Raw genomic sequence first — 19822 nt, 5'->3', positions numbered from 1 at the left:
GCTACTGCTCGGTTCCCGTCAACTCGAAAAAGGTCTTGGGCTCATCCTCGACCCGGGCCTCTTCGAGCAGACGCGCAACCACCATCTCCTCGAGCAGGGAGGCGCGAACCTGAGACAAACGTTCCTGATCGGCCAGATAGTAGTTGATCACTTCCCGCGGCTGCTCGTAGCCTGCCGCCAGCGCCTGGAGCTTGGCGCGCACGGCATCGTCACCGATGCTGAGCTCATAGTGCTTGACCGCCTCATTGATCAGCAGGCCAGTTGCCACACGGCGACGTGCGGTCTCAGTAAAAAAGGATTCGGGAAACGGCAACGGCTGGTTGTTGACAGACTTGGTGAGCGACTCACGAATGGCCCGTGCCTCCTGATCGATCAACGACTGAGGCAAGTCGGTGGGGTTTGCCTCGATCAAGGCATCCAACACCCGTGATTTAATGATCTCATCAATGCGCTGGCGGAGTTCCCGTTCCATGGTCTCGCGCACATCAATGCGGAAATCAGCCACCTCACCACTGCTGACGCCCATCTCCTGAATGAAGGCAGCGTCGACCTCGGGGAGCTTGGACTCCTGGACTTTGTGGACCTTTACCTCGAAGTGCACTTGCTTACCGGCCAGATGCTCGGTGCGATAATCCTCTGGAAACCGCAAGTCGAACTCGCGCGCGTCAGCGGCCGCGGCGCCGATGAGCTGATCCTCGAAGCCGGCGAGCATGCGACCAGCACCGATCTCCACCCTATAATCATCGGCCGTGCCACCGTCGAAAGTCTCGCCGTCAATGGTCCCTGTAAATGCGATACTGACTTGGTCGCCTGTGCACGCACCACGTTCAACTGTAACCCACTCGCGTCGCTGCTGGCGTAGCCGCTCGATCATCTGATCGACATCCGCCTCGGCAATCTCGGCCAGCGGCCGTTTGATGGTCGCCCCGGCCAGGGACCGAAGCTCGACGACGGGAAATACCTCAAAACTGGCTGTATACGAATACCGCCGGTTTTTTTGGTCAATATCCGGCTCGATGTTAGGCATGCCAGCGGGCTTGAGCTCTTCCTGCTCCAAAGCGGCCGGAAAGGAGGATTGCACCATCTCGCCAAACACTTCGTTGCGCAGCTGATCGCCATACTGCTGGCGCAACACCCGCACCGGCACTTTTCCCGGACGAAACCCGGGTATCCGCGCCGAGCGTGCAAAGCGTTGCAGACGCTTGTCGATCTCCGCCTCAATCTCATCGGCCGAAAGGTCCACGCGCATCTCACGCTTGAGTCCCTCACCAGCCTGCACAGATACTTGCATGAACCTCTATCTCCTGATTTCCACCATCACGCCCGGGACAGCATTCACCCCGGTCAACGCAAAACCTTGCATTCTAACCGCCATGCGCACTCCACTTCCAGCCATCAATTGCAAATTCGGCAATTCCAAATGTGGGTGTTTCATCTGGTGTAGAAGCGGCTTCTAGCCGCTTCATGACGCGCCAAGATGGCACGCCCCCATGAGGCTTAGATGACTTTCGAGAATCCACCAGCGCCCTGCGTTGCTTCGCGATAGGCATCAAACACCATGCAAATATTGCGAATCAACAGCCGACCCTTGGGCAGCACGCGAATGCCGCTGGCGTCGGTTTCCAGCAGGCCGTCGGCCTCCATGCCCTGAAGCCTGGCGAGGCCGGTGGCGAAATACTCGGCGAACTTGATATCCCACGCACGCTCGACCTCGGCATAGTCGAGCTTGAAGTTGCAGATGAGTCGCGTAATGACGTCGCGGCGCAGTTCATCGTCGCGATTGAGTTCAATGCCGCGAAACACCGCCAGGCGCCCGGCGTCGATGGCCGCGTTGTAGGCGTCCATCTCACGCTGATTCTGGCCATAGGTGTTGGCCACCTTGCCGATGGAAGTGACACCCAAACCGATCAGATCCGCATCGGCGTGAGTGGAATAGCCCTGGAAGTTGCGATACAGGGTGCCATTGCGTTGCGCCAGCGCCAACTCATCGTCCGGGCGGGCGAAGTGGTCCATGCCGATGTAAAGCCAGCCGGCGTCGGTCAGGCGCTCAATGGTCATTTGCAGGATATCGAGCTTGACCTGGGGTGGCGGCAGATCCTCATCCTTGATGCGCCGCTGCGGGCTGAAACGCGAAGGCAGATGGGCGTAATTAAACACCGATACCCGCTCCGGCTCGGCCTCAATGACCTTATCGAGCGTCCGGCTGAACTCCTCGGGATCCTGGAACGGCAGGCCGTAGATCAGATCGATACTAATGGAGCCAAAGCCGACCTTGCGCGCCGCCTCGAGCACCGCCATGGTCTCGGCTTCGGTCTGAATGCGGTTGACGGCTTTCTGCACCTTGGGGTCAAAATCCTGCACCCCCAGGCTCATGCGATTAAAGCCCAGCTCGCGCAGCAGTTGGACGGTGTCGCCGCCGGCCTCGCGCGGGTCGATCTCGATGGAATATTCACCGCTATCGTCATCAAGCAGACGAAAAGACTTGCGCGTCTGCTCCATCAGCTCACGCATCTGCTGCTGACTGATGAAGGTCGGAGTGCCGCCGCCCCAGTGCAACTGCTCGACCACCCGGTCATTATCGAAGAGCGCGCTTTGCATTTCCATCTCGCGGTACAGACGCTCCAGGTAAGGCTGTGCGAGGCTGCGATCCTTGGTGGCCACCTTGTTGCAGGCGCAATAAAAGCACAGGGTGTCGCAGAAGGGAATGTGAAAATACAGTGACAGCGGGCGTTTGCTCGCATTGCTGCGCTCGCAGGTGGCGCGATAGGCGACTTCGTCAAAGCCCTCGTTAAACTCCACCGCGGTGGGGTAGGAGGTGTAACGCGGGCCACTCTGGTCGTAGCGCTTGATAAGATCGAGATCGAAGACGGTGCGCTGATCCGCCATCCGAGCTTGGGTGGTCTGCGGTTGGTCAAGCATGGTTCTTTCGCTAGCTGTTGGAAGTTGAAGCGCGGGCCGCGGCAAGCCCCAGGTGTCAGGGGGCTGCCATAGCCTGTGCGAACTGGTCATGATAGTCGATCAGCTGCTCGCGATGGAGCAGAAAAACGCCCTCGCCGCCATGCTCAAATTCAAGCCAGACAAAAGGCACCCGCGACAAGCGCTCCTGCAACAGGTCCGCTGTGTTGCCAACTTCGAGGATCAGCGCACCCTGTTCGCTCAAATAATCCGGCGCCTGATGCAAAATACGCAGCACCAGATCAAGCCCCTCCGCACCGGCCGCGAAGGCGGCTTCGGGCTCGTGCGCGTACTCTGGGGGCAAGGCGGCCAGTTCGGCGCGCCCGACATAGGGCGGGTTGGACAGGATGAGGTCGTAGCGGCAGCCACCAAGCGCGCTAAATAGGTCCGATTCGATCACCCGGACTCGCTCTTGCAGACCGGCATCATTCATCAGGCGCCGCACATTCTCGCTCGCGACCCGCAGGGCCTCCGCCGAGCGCTCCGCCAGATCCACTCGCGCGCGCGGCAGGTAAGCGGCGGTGGCGATGCCGATACAGCCACTGCCGGCACAAAGATCAAGCACCGCCGTCATCTGATCTAGGTCGAGCCAGGGCTCGAACTGATGTTGGATTAACTCCGCGATGGGCGAGCGCGGAATCATAACCGCCTCATCCACGGCGAATTCAAGCCCGGCAAACCAGGCATACCCCGTCAGATAGGCGGCTGGAATGCGCTCACGCACGCGCCGTTCGAGCAGAGCGATCACCTCGGCTCGCTCGCTCGGCGTCAGACGACAGGGGTACAGATCGGGAGTCAGCGGCAACGAGAGATGCAAGGCAGCGGCAATCAGCCAACAGGCCTCATCCACAGCATTGCCAGTGCCATGACCGAAGAAGAGGCCAGCCTGGTTGAAACGGCTGCTGGCCCAACGGACAAAATCCCCAATGGTGATCAGATCCCGGGTGTCAGCGAGTAAGTCAGGCGAGAGAGGGTCCATAAGCGAGGGACGCGGCCATGATTGAGCAGCTTGAATTGAAAGCCGCAGAATATCACTGCCCGCCCACGGGAGCACAAGCTGCTTGACAAGGAAAGGCTAGCGGCGCCGATACTTGCAGCCCGTCTTATGATAACCCCATGGATTTCCCCTGTTCTAGGCCGCGCGTTTGCTTAAGGGTTCGGCCACCAGACGCGCGCTAGGTTGTAGACGCTGGTCGCGATGGCCGCCGCGCTCGACCAAATCCTGCAGGGATATTTTACTGAGGAAACCGAAGATCTCTTCGCTCAGCTGATCCCAGAGGCTGTGCGTCAGGCATTTTTGCCCGTTGCGACAGTTCTCGCGCCCACCGCAGCGGGTAAATTCGACCCACTCATCGACCGCGCAAATTATATCGGCGATGGAAATCTCGCCCGAGTCCTTGCCCAGATAATAACCTCCACCCGGACCGCGCACGCCGCGGACCAAACTTTTCGCGCGCAAGGCGGCAAAGAGTTGCTCCAGATAAGAGAGGGATATGCCCTGGTTGTCTGAAATATCAGCCAGCGTCACCGGACCCTGGCCGTCGTGGAGCGCCAGATCCAGCATTGCCGTCACTGCGTACCTACCTTTCGTGGAAAGCCTCATGATCTCGTACCCCAATTCCTTATGCCGCACCAGGCGACCCTAATACCCTACGCCTAAGCTTGGTTTTATGGAGGCAATAGTCAAGCATCGCGGTCAGGAATTTTTTCGGGGCGTACCGGGCTGTCAGCACAGGGTCGCAGGGTCCGCGACCCTGGCCCTGGTCGCGTGCTGACGCGCCGGAAAAAAGCGATAGTCCTCGCTAACGCAGTAAGACAGCCACTTGGCAAGAAACCAATTGGCGTTCCATTTCGACTGCAGGGTTGCCAGACGATCATCGCCCAGCAGCGGCAGAGCCGTCTGACGCAGTGCGATCACCTCGACCTGGCGCGCGTCATGGCAGACACGCAATCTCGCATCGGGGTCCGCCTGAAACGCATCTGCCTGAGGAGAGACAGCTGGGACAATCACCCGGCCCGCATCATCACAGGAATGGGCGCACTGTAATCCAGACTGGGTTCCACACTGGGATTCAGACTGGGATTCAAACTGGGGCGGAAAGCGGTAGGTAAGGCGCAGGATGGTGGTATAGCGCGCCTGAGCTATGACATCCAGGTAAAGGTCCGTACCCCGGCCGGGCGCACGATGCGCCCCTGAGAGCCGGCGCAAATCCGGTGCCAGGCACAGGAGCAGACGGTGGTTCTCTTCCATCAGTTCGAGCAAGGCACCGACCGTTGGGCCGCGCAGCCAGGGAATGGCCATGACAGACAGAGCTCCGGGGGCACACAGCCAACCGCTATTAGTCGTTATTGGCCGCCGCCTGCTGCTGGGCCATGTCCGCGCGTACCTTGTCCATGTCGAGCGCGCTGGCCTGAGCGAGCAGATCGCGCAAGGATGACTCCGGCAGCGCGCCAGCCTGGGAAAAAATAATGACTTGGTCGCGGAAGATCATGAGCGTGGGGATGGAGCGAATCTGAAAATGTGCCGCAAGCTGCTGCTCTTCCTCGGTATTGACCTTGGCGAAAACAATGTTGTCGTGATCATTCGAGACTTTTTCATAAACGGGCGCAAATGAACGGCAAGGCCCGCACCAGGGCGCCCAGTAATCAACAACAACAAAAGGGTTTTGCGTGATTGTGGACTCGAAATTTTCACTGGTCAGTTCGACAATAGCCATCGTGGACTCCTATTCGCTTTGATCCGGTTGCAGGATGGCTGCCAGTGTAACAGATTAGAACAAGTCCGACAGACCCTCTCTGATGTTCGCGATTACAATGATCGAACACAGGGCAACAATCAGCGCCGGCTGGATGCCGGCGCCACGGTCTTCAATCCACGTCGCCCAGCGCCTTGAGAATGCGCTCGCGCACTTCATCGACACCCGCCACGCCCTCAACCCGACAGTAAAGCGGGGCGCCTTCACCGCCCGCCTCAGCCCAGCTCGAGTAATACGCGATCAGCGGGCTGGTCTGATCATGGTAGACCTCCAGACGCTTGCGCACCGTCTCCTCCTTGTCATCGTCGCGCTGCACGAGGGGCTCGCCAGTCGCATCGTCCTTGCCCTCCTCTTTGGGCGGGTTGAAAACCACGTGATAGGTGCGCCCCGAGGCCGGATGCACCCGCCGCCCGGACATCCGCTTGATGATTTCCTCGTCCGGCACCGCAATCTCCACCACGGCATCGACAAAGACCTTGCTGGCCTTGAGTCCATCGGCCTGGGCGCGGGTGCGCGGAAAGCCATCGAACAAAAAGCCATTCTGACAGTCATCCTCGGCAATACGCTCCTTGACCATGGCCATGATAATGTCGTCCGACACCAGCCCACCCGCGTCCATGATGGCCTTGGCCGCCTGACCAAGCTCGCTGCCCGACTTGACCTGGGCCCGCAACATATCGCCGGTGGAGATTTGGGGAATCTTGAAGTGCTCTGTAATGAACGCAGCCTGGGTGCCCTTGCCCGCTCCCGGTCCGCCGAGAAGAATCACGCGCATGTTCTTAAGCCCTCATGTTAGTCAAGTGAAGCCGGGCTAGGCTGCCACAGCGGGGCAAGCGGGGCAAGCGGGGCAAACTTTGGCAAACAATAACGACTTTTCGGAAGGGACTCATGCTTGCAATTCTATTGTCAGCCATTCCAAATTTCGTTTTCCAGCGCCCGGTTGTTGGCCCGGTCATCAGTAGACGCGCCATCTTGGCGCGTCATGAAGCGGCTGAAAGCCGCTTCTACGCCAGATGAAACAGCCGAATTTGAAATTGCTGTTCTATTGTTGCCCTGAAGTTGCCATCATGCGGATTGCCATTTTCGCTTTTATAACAGCCCTGTCTGCGTTCTTGCTCGGCGCTGTCGCGCAGACGCAAGCCACTTGTCCAGAGCCGGCACATCGCCAAACTGACTCGGTATTCGTCGTGCGGCAGCACATCCATGCCGCGATGCCAGGCCTGCTTGAGCGCTACCAGGTTCCGGGTGCGGCGGTGGTGTTGGTTCAAGATGGCGAGCCCAACTGGAGCCATGGCTATGGTCTGGCGATTCCGGACCGGCAGATTCCAGTCGATCCCGCGACCACCCTGTTCCAGGCCGCATCGGTGTCGAAACCGGTCACGGCCTTGACTGTGCTGACCTTGGTGCGGCAAGGGCGCGTTGCGCTCGATCAAGCCATACTGCCGCAGTTGCAGGGCAACACTGGCTCCTGGCGGCTTCCCGCCTCGTCATATAGTCGCGATGCCGTGACCCTGGCGCGGGTGTTGAGCCATACCGCCGGGCTTTCCGTGCCAGGTTATGGTGGCTTTCCACCCGGAACACCCGCGCAATCACTGCTTGACTCGCTCCATGGGGCGGCAGACGCAGGCAATACACCGCTCAAAGTAGTCCAGCCGCCTGGCCAGGGGTTTCGCTACTCTGGCGGCGGCTACAGCCTGCTGCAGTTGCTCATTCGAGAATGGGCGGACGAGCCCTTCGCCACCGCCGCGGCGCACCGCATTCTTGAACCTCTGGCGATGACGAACAGCCGTTTTCCGACCCTGCCGTCTGCTTCGCCGCCACTGGCCGCGACCTTCAACGACCAGGGTCAGCGTGCTCCCGCGCGCCATTTCACCGCCTTGGCCGCCGCCGGATTGCAAACCACCGCGACCGATCTGGCGCGGCTGCTCACGCTGCTCATGCCCGGACACCGAGGGGAGGTGCCCGGTCGCGGAGTGCTTCAACCAGCGCTGATTGATCGCCTGCTGACACCCATGCCGCACTCGGACAACGACCTGGTCCTCAGTGGCTCGCGTTATGGACTGGGGATGGCCCTTTACGAACTCGATAGCGGTCGGCGGCTGGCCTATCATCCGGGCGATAATCTGCCCAACTGGCACAATCTGATCGCGGCCATTCCCGAGCGCCGCGTCGGGCTGGTGGTGATGACCAACGCCGCCGGTGGCCGGGCGCTGCGCAAGGATTTGCTGTGCCTATGGCTCGACGCGCTCAATGAAGCCCACCCCGAGGGCCGCATTGGTGGCGGTTGCGCCTCTGTTGAAAGGATCCCCATGCAAGTGATCGGCGAGACATGATCAGCGGCTACAAGCGCCGCCAAAAAATTGAAATTATGCCCGGCGTCATCGACTAGAGACTGCTCAAAAAAACCATAATCCGAGACGCGTGTTAGGTCCGATGCCTACCATGCGCCGACCGCAATGACAAAGGTCAATACTGGCGCCCCCAACCCTCTCCGGAACTGCTATAGTTTGGGAGAAGTCAAACTTTTTCGCCAAGCTTGACGCGCGCGCCCTCTCGCGGCGCTAGCCGCAGGCTTGGCGACAGCAACAATGGAAGGTCGCCCCCGTCTGGCGCCCACCACAGCGGTGGTCATTCCGCCAAGGCCAGTGCATTGCCCCATCCCCCCCAGCAGTCCTCTACCCGGTCTCCCAAACGGTTCCCCAATCAGTCCGCCAACCAATCCCCAAGCACGGCCAAGCTGACTTCATCCCCCGCGCCCAAGCCGGTTCTTCGCAGACTGCTTCCGCCGCTTGCCCTGTTACTAGCATGTCTTCTCGCCGGCGCCATCTGGCTGCCAATCGACCTGCACCGAAGATACCTTGACGCCTCGCTCGAGAATCTTGCGGTCGATGTCATCCACGAACTCGAGCTGTCATTGCGGGAACAAGCAGACGGGCTAGCCATTGCGGGCCAGGTTCTGGCGCGGGACGCGAACCTGCAAGAGGCACTCGCGGCCTTTGATCGGCCCGCCGCTCTAGCCCAATGGGGCCCCCTGTTCGCGAGCCTGAAGCAGAGGCATCAAGTGACACATTTCTACCTGCTTGGGCCCGACCGTCTGTGCCTGCTCAGGCTGCATCAGCCTAACCGCCATTCCGATGTGATCGCACGCTTTACCGCGCGCGAAGCGGAGCGCCGCGGCCAGTCCGTCGCTGGTATCGAGCTCGGACCTTTAGGCTCATTCACTCTGCGCGTGGTCGTTCCTGTTCATGCCGATGGGCGACTGCTTGGCTATGTTGAGCTCGGCAAGGAAATCGAGGATGTTCTAAACGACCTTCGTTACCATCTTAACGTGGAAATCGCCCTGCTGATAGACAAAATCCACCTGAACCGAGAAGGCTGGCGGGAGGGCATGCATATGCTTGGCCGCACGGCCGATTGGGACCAGTTCGCGCGGCAAGCGCCCAACTTCGTCTCCAACCCCGAACTGCTTGACAGACTCACGGCGCCAGCCCTTGAGCAAGCAGACACTCAACTTCCTCCAGTGAGCAAAGCACCAGTGACCAAGGGCGTGCGCTTTCAAGACCAGGAGCGCGGGACTTGGTGGTCCACGCGTCTGCCGCTGCGCGATGCCACTGAGGCCCGGGTCGGTGACCTGCTGGTTTTTCGCGACATCAGCGCCGAGGAGGCAAGGTTTTATCGCCTGCTTGGCATCAGTCTGCTCATCGGGCTCGCCTTGCTGCTGATGGTGGTCGGTCTGGTCATCCTGCTCTTGCGACGGGTGGACGATCAACTCCTCGCGCAGCAGCGTGCTCTGCATGACAGCGACCAACTGCTGCGCGACCTGGCACGCATGGTCCCCGGCTTTTTGTTCCAAATGGAACAACTTTCTGATGGCCGCCTGGCCATTCCCTTTGCCTCCGATGGCATCCGCGATATCTATGCGCTGTCGCCCGATGACGTGCGCGCCGATGCCCAGCCAATACTGACGCCCATTCACCCCAAGGACAGGGAAGCCTTCCTCGCATCCATTCAGGCTTCCGCAAAAGATCTTTCACTCTGGCAACTGGATTTCCGTGTGCTGATGCGCGGGAAGGGCTTGCGCTGGCTGCGCGGACTCTCCCGCCCGGAGCAATTGGCTGACGGGCGCGTGCGCTGGTCTGGCTACATCACCGATATCAGCGCGAGTAAAGCCGACGAAGAACGCCTTAGTGTGACCAATCGCCAGCTGGCCCAAGCCATCTCCAGGGCAGAAGCCGCCAATCACGCGAAGAGTCAATTCCTCGCCAACACCAGCCATGAAATCCGCACCCCACTCAATGGCGTGCTCGGCACCCTGCAACTGCTCGGCGAAAGGGATCTCGACAAGGATCAGCGCCAGCTGCTCGAAACCGGGCTCGAATGCGGCCGCACCCTGCTGCAACTCATTAACGACATCCTGGACTTCTCCAAGATTAACGCCGGCGCCTTCGAACTGCGTCCGAGCACCTTCGCGCCCCGCGAGTTGCTTCATACCATCTGCGCGGTTTTCGCGCTGCAAGCCAAGCCGAAAAACCTGCGGGTTGAATACAGTGTTAGCGCCACGGTTCCCGTCTTAGTGCGCACCGATGCCGGTCGCCTGCGTCAGATTCTGCTTAATCTGATTGGTAACGCCGTTAAATTCACCGATCAGGGGCGAATCGACATCGACCTGCAGGCGGAGCCGGTCGCCAAGACGGCTGACAGCTGCCAGCTAGTGTACACTATCACGGACACAGGCATTGGCATGGACCCCGCGATAATCGATCGGCTGTTCGAGCCCTTCACCCAGGCCGACGCGTCCGACACCCGCCGCCACAAAGGCACTGGCCTCGGGCTATCGATTGTCAAACGCCTGCTTGATCGACTCGGCGGCGACATCCAGATCGACACCAAACCCAATGCCGGCTGCCGCATCCGGTTCACGCTGCCGGTCGGGATCATCAGGCCCACCTCGGACATGGCCTCATCCATCGCCCGCGTGAGCGAGACAACGGCCGCCACAACCGACCTCAATCGCCCAGTCACGCCGCGAAACAACAACCTGTCCCTGTCCATCCTGATCGCCGAGGACGAGCCGGCCAATCGGTTGGTGGTGGATCGATTGCTCACCAAAGTCGGCCACCGAGCAACCTGCGTCGAAAACGGTCAGCAAGCGCTCGACGCGCTGGCTGCCGGACATTTCGATCTGATCCTGATGGATGTTCAGATGCCTGAACTCGACGGTCTCGAGGCCACCCGCCGAATTCGCACCGACCCGCGGGCAACCTGGCCGCGCGATATCCCGATCATCGCCCTGACAGCGCACGCCATGGCGCAGGATGCGGATCGTTTCATCGCTGCTGGCATGACCGATTTTCTGCCCAAGCCGATTGATTTCGCCGCCCTCAAGAAGCTTTTGGCGCGCTACACAGATCGATGAGACTCAGGACGAATTATCACCAACAACGAACTTTTTCCTGTTCGCGCAAAACTTCCAGTTGCAAATTCATGACAAAGGCGTTATTATGCTCAGCTCAGTTGCGGGGTGGAGCAGTCAGGCAGCTCGTCGGGCTCATAACCCGAAGGTCGTAGGTTCAAATCCTGCCCCCGCTACCAACAAGGCATCTTTCGGCATTTGGCCGAATCAAAAAACCGGCTCGCAAAGCCGGTTTTTTTATAAACCACACAATCATAAGATGACCTGGCAAAGGATAACTTGGCTGTAACATGCTCGAGAGTCGCCGATGTTATCGATCACCGCAGAACACCGCTGCAGTCCGCGTCATCAGATCGATTGTCTGATCAAACTGGAGCCTCTTGACGCAGCCGCGGGTCAAGATCCCCGCACCACTTCCACTGCCCCGTCCTGTACAAAGACTGCAGAGATCGGACTGCAAAGCGCCATCGTGCAGGATGCCAGCACCAGTGGTGCACGCATCTGGGCCGACCGCCCTTACGCGCCAAACGAACAACTATTGATTCATTTCGGCTGCGCCAAAGTAGGCTTGATTGAAGAGTGTTCCTGCCGCGCTACCGTGGTCTGGGCCGATCCGGAACCGGTTGAACAACGTTGGCAGATTGGCATCCGCTTTCATAAAGGCGATGCCTCGGATGCCATTGTCCGGGCGCTGGTGCGGGGCTGCCTCTGGTGCGAGAAACTTTGCCCGGATATTGCCGCCCCGCCAAGTGAGATGCCCGCATAAATCCGGCGAGCCCCCCGCGCACCGTTTAGGCACGAACCAGCATGCCCCGCTCCTGAAGCCAGGCCTTGACCGCGGCAATGGGCACCTCCCGACGGTGAAAGATGCCGGCAGCCAGCGCGGCCTCAACATCCACCGCATCAAAGAGCGCGCTAAAGTGTTCGGGACATCCGGCACCGCTTGAAGCAATCACCGGAATACGCACACCGGCACGGACCATGCGCAGGAGTTCGAGATCGAAGCCGCGGCCACTGCCGTCGCGGTCGATGGAGTTGACCAGAATCTCTCCGGCGCCAAGCTGCTCGCAGGCCCGCACCAGTTGCAGCACATCAAGATCCCGCCCTTCACGCCCACCCTTGATGGTGCATTGAAACCAGCAGTAGCGCTCTCCATTGGGGCCGGGCTCGGCGGTCTCGATGCAGTGATGGCTGCTCGCCTCGGGTGAGTCGACATAAACCCGGCGCGGATCGACCGAAATCACCACGGCCTGATTGCCATAAACGCGCGCGATCTGCTCAATGGCGCTCGTCCCATCGCCCTGCCCGCCGCGCGCATGGAAGGCCTCGGCAATGAGCACCGCCTCCGAGCCGATCGAAACCTTGTCGGCTCCGGAGCGAAAATACTCGGTCGCCACCCCCAGTGCCGAGTAATGCCGCCCGTCGCTGTCGGTGAAAGCGCGGATGCCACCGCCAATGGTGAGGGGGACAAAAATCTGCTCGGAGGCGCGCCTGAGCACCTTGAGCATGGGTTGATCGGACAGTGGAAAATCCCTGAACGCGGTGATGTTGAGAAAGGTGATCTCATCGGCGCCTTCATCGTAGTAGCGCTTGGCCAGCTCCACCGGCTTGCCAAGATTGCGCACCTCGCCCTGCTCGCGCACGTCGTACTGATCCCCCTTGGTCACGACCAGATCGCCCTGGTCATTGGTGCGCACGTCCAGACAGGCAATGATGCGTTTCGCCAGGACAGTCGGCTCCTTTGCGCCCCCGATTTCCGAACCACTTTGGGTATCGGTCTCATCACCCTCGGCTGCCCGCGACAGATTCGCTGCCTGGTCCAAAATGCATTGCCCGGCCAAGAAACGCCGCAGCACTTCAAGTCCAGCCGCACCGCTTTTTTCCGGATGGAACTGCACAGCGACAACCTCGCCGCGCTGCACGGCGCTGATGAACGGGCGCCCGTAGTCAGTCTCCGCCAGTATCCAGTCGCGGTTACTCGCATCCGGTTCGGCGAAGTAGGAGTGCACAAAGTAAAAACGCCGCGCCTGCGCATCCTCGAGCAGTTCGCAGTCGCGTTGCAAGCGCAGAGCGTTCCAGCCCATGTGCGGCACTGACAAAGCGCGATTATCGAAGCGTCTGACAAAGCCCGGAATCACCCCAAGGCCCGGCACGCCAGGCGACTCCTCGCTCCCCTCGAACAGCGACTGCAAGCCAATGCAAATACCTAGAAAAGGCCGCCCCGCGCGCAGATACTCCCGCAGCGGCTCCTCGTAACCCAGCGCACGCAGACGCTCCATGGCGGGCCCAAAGGCGCCAACACCAGGAAAGATCAGCCGCTCCGCGCTCAGAATATCTTCCGGCGCATGAATATCGGACAGAGGATAACCAAGTGCGGCAATGGCATTACGCAGGCTGCGCACATTGCCAGCACCATAATCTAGCAAAGCAATCATGAGGGGGGATCTTTGAGCTTAAGATGGGGAAATACAGTTGGGAGCGGGAAGTTTGCAGGCTAGGGACAGAATTTGGAAGCACCCGGGGGCCTGTGCTTGTTGATTTTTCACCTCTAGGGTCGAAGCTTTGTAAGAACCCGCCGCAATGCTTGCCCGCGTTCAATCCAGAACGACCTGGGCGCAAGAATGGCAAACACCAGGACAATCAGAAAGGGTTGATACCACAGGCTACCCACCCAGCTCGGCGTGACACCAAGCTCGAACCAATTCTCGGCCAGTCGCTGCATGTTGTAGAAGGCAAAATAGGTCACGAATACCAACATCAAGCGACCGGTGCCCCTTTGCCGTGGCGATGTGGCCGTTAACGGAATGGCAATCAGGGCAAGCGAAAAGATCGCCAAGGGGCTCGCGATGCGATGCAGGAGCTCTGCCCGATCACCAGGATCATCCGATTCCAGCAAATCAACGCTCTTGCGGGCCGAGCGCTTGTTGCGCGCAAATGCCGCGGAGGCAGGCGCCTCTAGCTGCAATTGGTAGCGATCAAACTCCCCGATACGAAAGTCCGCCAAGCCAGGCGCACCGTCATAGCGCCGCCCTCGCTCCAACACAATATAGCGTTCATTCCCCTCGTTCGTCTCCTGATAGCGGCCTTTGTCAGAGACCACCAAGCGCGTCCTGCTGCCGCGCCTGTCATAGAGAAACACGCCGTCCAGCCGTTTGCCATCATCGAAGCGCGCGGCATAAAAGGTAATATCGCCATCGGCCTGCTGGTAAAAACGTCCCGGCTGCAAGCCGGCAATCTGTGTCGCCTGATCACCCTGCTGTTTGCGCATCTCCTGGATTTTCGCCGAGGCATCGGGCTGCACCACCAAGGCCAGCCAGGCTGTGAACAAAGCAAGCGGCAGCGCCAAATACAGCAGCGCCCGATACATCCGCACTGGACCGATACCACAGGCCTGCAATGCAATCAACTCGCTGTCGCGCGCCATGCGCCCGAGCGCCACCAGCGCCGCCAGGAAAAAGGCCGGTGGCATCAGATAGCCGCTGTCACGCTGCAATTGATAGTTCAGGTAGCCCAAGGCGAAGTCAATGCCGAGGGCGCCAATATTGACCTCCTCGAGGCTGCGCAGAAAAAACATGCTCGCCGTGATGAGCAGCAGGGTCAGGATGATGGCGGTAAAGACTTTTGCCACCTCCAGCAGCACATATCGATCAATCACCGTCAGCATCGGTTTGAGTCACCCTCACAAAATCCCAGCCAGTCGCGGAGCGGCATTGTGAAATCCCCCGGCACATCCGACAAGCACGAGCACAAGGCTCCGCCATTGATCCGGATGCATCCCGGATGCGCGCAATGTCTGGATTAGGCTAAGTGCGGCGGGATGTCACATCAGCCCGAACGCATGGGCGCGGTGCGAAAGACCTCATCAAAACTGGTCAAGCCCGCCGCGATTTTGTGCGCGCCACTGATGCGCAACGGGCGCATGCCATGCTCGAGCGCCTGGGCGCGCAGCCGCGGCTCATCCACCTCCCGGGTCATCGACTCGCGCAGCCCTGGTGTCAAGCGTAGCAACTCATAGAGTCCGGCACGGCCATAATAGCCGGTGTTCCGACACTCCACGCAGCCCACGGGCTTTGCAATGCGCGCAGGCACTGGAAGTTGCCAGGGAGTTACAAGCGATGCCCACAGATCCGCATCCGCCGCCACGGTCGCTTTGCAATGCGGGCACAGGGTACGCACCAGGCGCTGCGCCAGCACGCCGATCAGGGTGGCATTGATCAGGTAGTGCGGCACGCCCAGATCGAGCAACCGGGTGATGGCCGAGGGAGCATCGTTGGTGTGCAGGGTAGAGAGCACCAGATGACCGGTCAGAGCAGCCTGCACCGCCATCTCTGCGGTTTCGAGATCGCGAATCTCGCCCACCATGATGATGTCTGGGTCTTGACGCAAGAGGGTGCGCACGCCGCTGGCGAAATCGAGACCAATGCCGTGATTGACCTGCATTTGGTTGAGCGCCGGGACAAGATTTTCAATCGGATCCTCGACAGTGCAGATATTGACATCCGGCGTTGCCAGTCTACTCAGCGTCGAGTAAAGGGTGGTTGTTTTACCCGACCCTGTTGGTCCAGTGACCAGGATAATGCCATGCGCCTGGCTGGTCATCTCGCTCCAGGCGGCGGCTTCTTCCGCCTCGAAACCGAGCAGACCCAAGTCCTGCTGCAAAGCCTCTGGGTTAAAAATTCGAATCACCAGCTTCTCGCCAAAGGCGGTTGGCATGGTCGACAGGCGCATTTCCGCCTCGGAGCCCTCGGTGGTGCGGGTCTTGATGCGGCCATCCTGCGGGCGGCGCTTCTCGGCCACGTCCATGCGCCCGAGAATCTTGATGCGACTGGTGACAGCCGCCATCACAACAGGTGGAATCTGACAAACCGAATGCATTACCCCATCAATGCGAAAACGGATGTTGCCAGCGTCGCGGCGCGGCTCCAAGTGAATATCGCTGGCGCGCTGTTCAAAGGCATATTGCAGCAGCCAGTCGACCAAGTAAACGATGTGGCTATCCGATGCGTCCAGGGAACCGCCCTTGCCGAGTTCGACCAGAGCCTCGAGATTTTGCAGACCAAGGCTTGCGCCGTCGTGAACGGCACGGGCGCCACGCATGGATCGCGACACGCCGAAAAATTCCCGACGATAGCGGTCGATATCGCGCGGATTGGCCACCACCCGCTCGATCTGGCGCTTCAGCACCTGCTGCAACTCACTCACCCATTCGTCCAAATAGGGTTCGCAGGTGGCAAAGACCGCTTTTTGCGGGGTCAAAGCCACCGGCAGAATCCTGTTCCATTTGGCATAGGCAGCTGTGACCAGTTCGCCAATGCTGGCAACGTCTACTTTCAGCGGATCAATACGCAAATAGGGCAAGCCGCAACGCTCCGCCAACCAGGCGGTCAGATCCTCGATTCCCAGCACCCGATGCGGTGGGCGAGCCGAGACCAATTCAGCCTTGGCGATGGTCTCAAGCACATGAGGCTGGCGTGCATCCTCGGTCGGGGCGCGGCGCAGCAACTCATCGGCAGGCGCGCGCGCGACCAGTCCAGCGGCCACCAGATCGTCCAGCACGCCACGCAATGTAAGAACACGGTTTCCACCCGAGACATCAAAGTCTGGCTTGCGCCGGGAGGCGAGCGCCCGTGCTGGCCGCACCTGCGTCGAATTGGCCGGAATCTCCTCCAGGCCGAAGCGATCACTGGAACTCATTGAGCACCCGCATGACTTGGGATTCTTGCAAGCCGAGCAACCGCAAGCCCTCATGGACAGATGTTGGGCCACCATTGAGTAAAGGGTTGCGCATTTCGATTGAAGTCTTGCTTGATATGTGACAGAAAGAAGCAGAAGAGTCATCATACAGAAACCGAAGCGATCCCTGCCCGCTCCCATGCCCTCTGATCACGCCTGATCACGCCTGATGAGTACTGGTCACTGCTGATCACTGCCGGTCACTGCTGATCATTTCTGGGAACCCGCCGATGGACGAACGACGCCAACAACCCAGATTCCGCTGCAAACTCAGAACTGGCGTCCTCTTTCCCGATGGGCATACAGAGCTCCTATGGGCCGAGGACATCTCCCACAATGGTCTCAGCATCCATGCCGACAAACCGCAGCGCGTTGGCGTGCCACTGCGAGTTCTGGTGTTTATGTTCAACCATCGCCATGGCAAGAACGTCCAGGCCGAGGCAGCGACTCGAGTCGCAAGCTGCGTGCTCGACACGAGAACCCAGGATTTTCGCCTTGGCCTGATTGTCGATGAATTTATCGGCGCGGCTGAATCCATGTTCCGGGCCCAGATCGATTATCTGGCCGCACCGCTCGCAATCGAAACCAAGATCCAGTACAGCGAACAACCCAGGATGCCTCAGTGCTTGAGCTTTCCTCTGCACAGGCGCATCAAGCTTGCCCTCGCCGACGGCGGCAACCTCACAGGCTGGACCGAAGATGTCACACCGCAACAAATGCGTATTGCACTATCGCAAAAACTTGAACATGATTCCGTTCATCACCTGAAGATCCCAGTGGTTTTAGCAGAAGAACCGGACATTTTTTCCGTTCAAGCCAAGGCGCGTGTCAAAGGGGTCATCTTTCGAACCATGGGAGCCTTTGCAACCCATTTTTCGGTGTTCGACTACCAAGCCGATGGTCTTACCCTGTTGCGTAAGGAGTTGCGCGAGCGCTTCCCTGAAATTGCGCAGGAAACGACAGCACTCACAGACAATAGCTCGCAGCCCGCGCGAGAAGAAGACACCGAGGCGCTGCCATCCCTGGACGAACTGGGTTTGTTTTAACCCTGCCGTGCTTTCCCTTTTCGAAACTTTATTACCCTCAGGCCATCACGCCCTGAAATTGTCATGACGCTAACCGCTGAGTGTCTCAAGCATCTGCAGTTGCACGCGCAACCCTTCGCCCCAGGTGCGCGGGAAGACTTTCTTTACAAGGACACGCTGCTTGATACCCAGATCGAGCGCATGCTAAACGCACTGATAAAACCCGGCGCCATATTGCTGCTGAGCGCCAACAGCGGTGCCGGCCGTAGCACCCAACTCATGCGACTGCTTGGTTCCGTGCCAAGATATTTCGAGATCGTCGCCTTTCGCGGTCGCGGCAATACGACCTTTGCCTCGGTCGATGTGACCATTCGCAAGCACCTGGCCTCCCGCGGAGAGGATGATCGCGCCCGGTCACTTAACGACTTGCTGATCGAACGAGGCAAACGCGGCATCGACATGCTCATCGCTGTCGACGATGCCCATCTCCTAGGTTCCGGAATTTTGCGTCAGTTGCTCAGGCTCGGCGGGGATGTCAGCGCGGCCAGTCCCATCGGACCTCGCCTGCTACTGATGGGAGATGCCGTCCTCGGTCGCAATTATCAGCGGATTCTGGATACTGAAGATGATCGCCAGGTGCGGCACATCAGCCTGGCTCCTTTTAATCAGGAGCAAACCGCTGCCTACCTGCATCACCGCCTTACGGTCGCCGGGAATGCCAGCCTGGGAAAGCTGTTCAAGCCCGAGATCATCGCCAATCTGTACCAACGCAGCCGCGGGCTACCCGGTGATCTCAACGCAATGGCCGAGGAATGGCTTAGAGATTATTGCAACGCACTGGAGCAAAAGTCCAAAACCAGTGTAACGCGGCCGGAGGACGCCGATGATCCGGTCGAGGAATCACTGGTCGAGGACGAAGCTGAAACCAGCGAGGAACCCGCGCCACTCCAGACTCAGGAGAACATCCAGACTCAGGAGAACATCCCCGCGAGCGACGAAGCGGATGCGAGCTCAGCAGAAGATCAGCCGTTCAGTGAACCCAAGCCGAGTGCGCGATCATCAGATCCCGAGGACACCGGCCAGGAGTCAAAGCGCCAAAAGCTCGGCTTGGCTTTGTGGAAACGACCCTGGTTCATGCCGACAACGGCCGGTGTCGGACTTGCCGTGTCAATCCTGAGCATCGCGCTCACACTGCCCGAGACTGACCCAGATGCTTCGCCCTTGCGATTGCAGGCAACACCACCTAAGCATCAGGACGCAAACCAGAGCGCGGGGCAAGAAAGCACGGCCGAGGTTTCGATCCCTGCTGAGGGGCTCAATAACCAGCAAGCAACAGATGCGGCAAGCGACACGGACGCCGACACCGCGCAGGATCCGCGAGTTGACGCCGCTGGTGAACTGACCCTTTCCGCTCAGGAACCAGGAACCCAGCCTAACAACCAAGCACCCTTGCCAACAAGAACCCTGAAAGAACCGCCGCCCCCTCAGTCTCGAGATGGAACATCACAACAGACGGAGGATGATCAGGACCAGAAAACCAATCCAAGTCAAGCACTAGCCCCGACTGAACCGCAAGAACCAAGGGAGCAAGCGGCGACAACTCATAAAGAAGATCAGCCAGAAGAAGATCAGCCAGAGGAATATCACAAGGCCCAAACCCGCGACGACCTTGTGTGGCTCTCGGAACAAAACCCAGAGCACCTGACCATTCAGTTGATTGCGCTAAAGAGGTTCGCCGCTGTCGAAGAGTACCTGCGCACCCATGAGATCAAGGGCGCGCACATTCTCCCCAACGGCCCGCTCGTGATCGCGGTCCATGGCAGTTATCCGGATATGGAGAGCGCCATGACCGGATTATCCAGTTTGCCAATCGAAGTAGTGTCCCAGGGATACTGGATCCGCGCCATTGGCGATGTACAAAAAGATGCGCGGCGTTAAAG

15 protein-coding genes and 1 tRNA gene are annotated in these 19822 nt (G+C 59.5%); 6 read left to right on the top strand and 10 right to left on the bottom strand.

Features of this window, described 5'->3' with window-relative positions; translation table 11 throughout:
* Position 1 precedes the first annotated feature (1 nt).
* The 7 genes from tig to adk form a co-directional block, all read right to left on the bottom strand.
* Positions 2-1291, bottom strand: coding sequence for a trigger factor (tig, locus tag Thiowin_RS02765; RefSeq protein ID WP_328986220.1), 1290 nt, complete (start codon positions 1289-1291; stop codon positions 2-4).
* Between the two features lie 206 nt (positions 1292-1497).
* Complete coding sequence (hemN, locus tag Thiowin_RS02760; RefSeq protein WP_328986219.1) at positions 1498-2919, bottom strand: oxygen-independent coproporphyrinogen III oxidase; 1422 nt, start codon at positions 2917-2919, stop codon at positions 1498-1500.
* Positions 2920-2974: 55 nt separating this feature from the next.
* Positions 2975-3934, bottom strand: coding sequence for a 50S ribosomal protein L3 N(5)-glutamine methyltransferase (gene prmB, locus Thiowin_RS02755; protein WP_328986218.1), 960 nt, complete (start codon positions 3932-3934; stop codon positions 2975-2977).
* A gap of 153 nt (positions 3935-4087) precedes the next feature.
* Complete coding sequence (locus Thiowin_RS02750; RefSeq protein WP_328986217.1) at positions 4088-4558, bottom strand: Rrf2 family transcriptional regulator; 471 nt, start codon at positions 4556-4558, stop codon at positions 4088-4090.
* Between the two features lie 123 nt (positions 4559-4681).
* Entirely contained in the window at positions 4682-5257 is a 576-nt protein-coding gene (locus Thiowin_RS02745; protein ID WP_328986216.1) for a DUF1249 domain-containing protein, read from the bottom strand.
* 37 nt (positions 5258-5294) lie between these two features.
* A complete protein-coding gene (trxA, locus tag Thiowin_RS02740; protein ID WP_328986215.1) occupies positions 5295-5672 on the bottom strand; it encodes a thioredoxin in 378 nt (125 codons plus the stop codon).
* Positions 5673-5823: 151 nt separating this feature from the next.
* The gene (gene adk, locus Thiowin_RS02735) at positions 5824-6486 is read right to left on the bottom strand and encodes an adenylate kinase (protein ID WP_328986214.1); all 663 of its coding nucleotides are present in this window, start codon (positions 6484-6486) and stop codon (positions 5824-5826) included.
* A 292-nt stretch (positions 6487-6778) separates the two neighbouring features.
* Between adk and Thiowin_RS02730 the strand changes: the two genes are divergently transcribed.
* From Thiowin_RS02730 to Thiowin_RS02715, 4 genes are all read left to right on the top strand, one after another.
* Positions 6779-8044 carry a serine hydrolase domain-containing protein gene (locus Thiowin_RS02730; protein ID WP_328986213.1) on the top strand — a complete coding sequence of 422 codons (1266 nt, stop codon included), beginning with the start codon at positions 6779-6781 and terminating at the stop codon, positions 8042-8044.
* Between the two features lie 317 nt (positions 8045-8361).
* On the top strand, positions 8362-11127 hold the full coding sequence (locus Thiowin_RS02725; RefSeq protein ID WP_328986212.1) for an ATP-binding protein: 2766 nt from the start codon (positions 8362-8364) through the stop codon (positions 11125-11127).
* A gap of 99 nt (positions 11128-11226) precedes the next feature.
* Positions 11227-11303, top strand: a tRNA-Met gene (locus Thiowin_RS02720).
* 128 nt (positions 11304-11431) lie between these two features.
* Positions 11432-11890: a PilZ domain-containing protein gene (locus Thiowin_RS02715; RefSeq protein WP_328986211.1), complete on the top strand. Its 459-nt coding sequence runs from the start codon at positions 11432-11434 to the stop codon at positions 11888-11890.
* Positions 11891-11915: 25 nt separating this feature from the next.
* Here the strand turns inward: Thiowin_RS02715 and hisF are convergent, their stop codons facing one another.
* The 3 genes from hisF to Thiowin_RS02700 all read right to left on the bottom strand — a co-directional run bounded on the left by hisF (position 11916) and on the right by Thiowin_RS02700 (position 16818).
* A complete protein-coding gene (hisF, locus tag Thiowin_RS02710) occupies positions 11916-13559 on the bottom strand; it encodes an imidazole glycerol phosphate synthase subunit HisF (RefSeq protein WP_328986210.1) in 1644 nt (547 codons plus the stop codon).
* Positions 13560-13672: 113 nt separating this feature from the next.
* Positions 13673-14788, bottom strand: coding sequence for an LPS export ABC transporter permease LptF (lptF, locus tag Thiowin_RS02705; protein WP_328986209.1), 1116 nt, complete (start codon positions 14786-14788; stop codon positions 13673-13675).
* Between the two features lie 161 nt (positions 14789-14949).
* A complete protein-coding gene (locus Thiowin_RS02700; RefSeq protein WP_328986208.1) occupies positions 14950-16818 on the bottom strand; it encodes a GspE/PulE family protein in 1869 nt (622 codons plus the stop codon).
* Positions 16819-17087: 269 nt separating this feature from the next.
* Between Thiowin_RS02700 and Thiowin_RS02695 the strand changes: the two genes are divergently transcribed.
* Both Thiowin_RS02695 and Thiowin_RS02690 read left to right on the top strand, forming a co-directional pair.
* On the top strand, positions 17088-17903 hold the full coding sequence (locus tag Thiowin_RS02695) for a PilZ domain-containing protein (protein WP_328986207.1): 816 nt from the start codon (positions 17088-17090) through the stop codon (positions 17901-17903).
* Between the two features lie 63 nt (positions 17904-17966).
* Positions 17967-19820 (top strand): AAA family ATPase, encoded by a 1854-nt coding sequence (locus tag Thiowin_RS02690; protein WP_328986206.1) that lies wholly within the window; start codon positions 17967-17969, stop codon positions 19818-19820.
* Positions 19821-19822: the final 2 nt, after the last annotated feature.

It is taken from the genome of Thiorhodovibrio winogradskyi, from assembly GCF_036208045.1.
In the GTDB taxonomy this organism is placed as follows: domain Bacteria; phylum Pseudomonadota; class Gammaproteobacteria; order Chromatiales; family Chromatiaceae; genus Thiorhodovibrio; species Thiorhodovibrio winogradskyi.
Note: the sequence above shows the minus strand (reverse complement) of the source record. Positions and strands in the feature narration are given on the sequence as shown.

What these genes read in the sequence shown, in the direction of transcription:
- tig (WP_328986220.1), bottom strand. Translation starts at nt 1,291, where the DNA reads ATGCAAGTATCTGTGCAGGCTGGTGAGGGACTCAAGCGTGAGATGCGC.
- hemN (WP_328986219.1), bottom strand. Translation starts at nt 2,919, where the DNA reads ATGCTTGACCAACCGCAGACCACCCAAGCTCGGATGGCGGATCAGCGC.
- prmB (WP_328986218.1), bottom strand. Translation starts at nt 3,934, where the DNA reads ATGGACCCTCTCTCGCCTGACTTACTCGCTGACACCCGGGATCTGATC.
- Thiowin_RS02750 (WP_328986217.1), bottom strand. Translation starts at nt 4,558, where the DNA reads ATGAGGCTTTCCACGAAAGGTAGGTACGCAGTGACGGCAATGCTGGAT.
- Thiowin_RS02745 (WP_328986216.1), bottom strand. Translation starts at nt 5,257, where the DNA reads ATGGCCATTCCCTGGCTGCGCGGCCCAACGGTCGGTGCCTTGCTCGAA.
- trxA (WP_328986215.1), bottom strand. Translation starts at nt 5,672, where the DNA reads ATGGCTATTGTCGAACTGACCAGTGAAAATTTCGAGTCCACAATCACG.
- adk (WP_328986214.1), bottom strand. Translation starts at nt 6,486, where the DNA reads ATGCGCGTGATTCTTCTCGGCGGACCGGGAGCGGGCAAGGGCACCCAG.
- Thiowin_RS02730 (WP_328986213.1), top strand. Translation starts at nt 6,779, where the DNA reads ATGCGGATTGCCATTTTCGCTTTTATAACAGCCCTGTCTGCGTTCTTG.
- Thiowin_RS02715 (WP_328986211.1), top strand. Translation starts at nt 11,432, where the DNA reads ATGTTATCGATCACCGCAGAACACCGCTGCAGTCCGCGTCATCAGATC.
- hisF (WP_328986210.1), bottom strand. Translation starts at nt 13,559, where the DNA reads ATGATTGCTTTGCTAGATTATGGTGCTGGCAATGTGCGCAGCCTGCGT.
- lptF (WP_328986209.1), bottom strand. Translation starts at nt 14,788, where the DNA reads ATGCTGACGGTGATTGATCGATATGTGCTGCTGGAGGTGGCAAAAGTC.
- Thiowin_RS02700 (WP_328986208.1), bottom strand. Translation starts at nt 16,818, where the DNA reads ATGAGTTCCAGTGATCGCTTCGGCCTGGAGGAGATTCCGGCCAATTCG.
- Thiowin_RS02695 (WP_328986207.1), top strand. Translation starts at nt 17,088, where the DNA reads ATGGACGAACGACGCCAACAACCCAGATTCCGCTGCAAACTCAGAACT.
- Thiowin_RS02690 (WP_328986206.1), top strand. Translation starts at nt 17,967, where the DNA reads ATGACGCTAACCGCTGAGTGTCTCAAGCATCTGCAGTTGCACGCGCAA.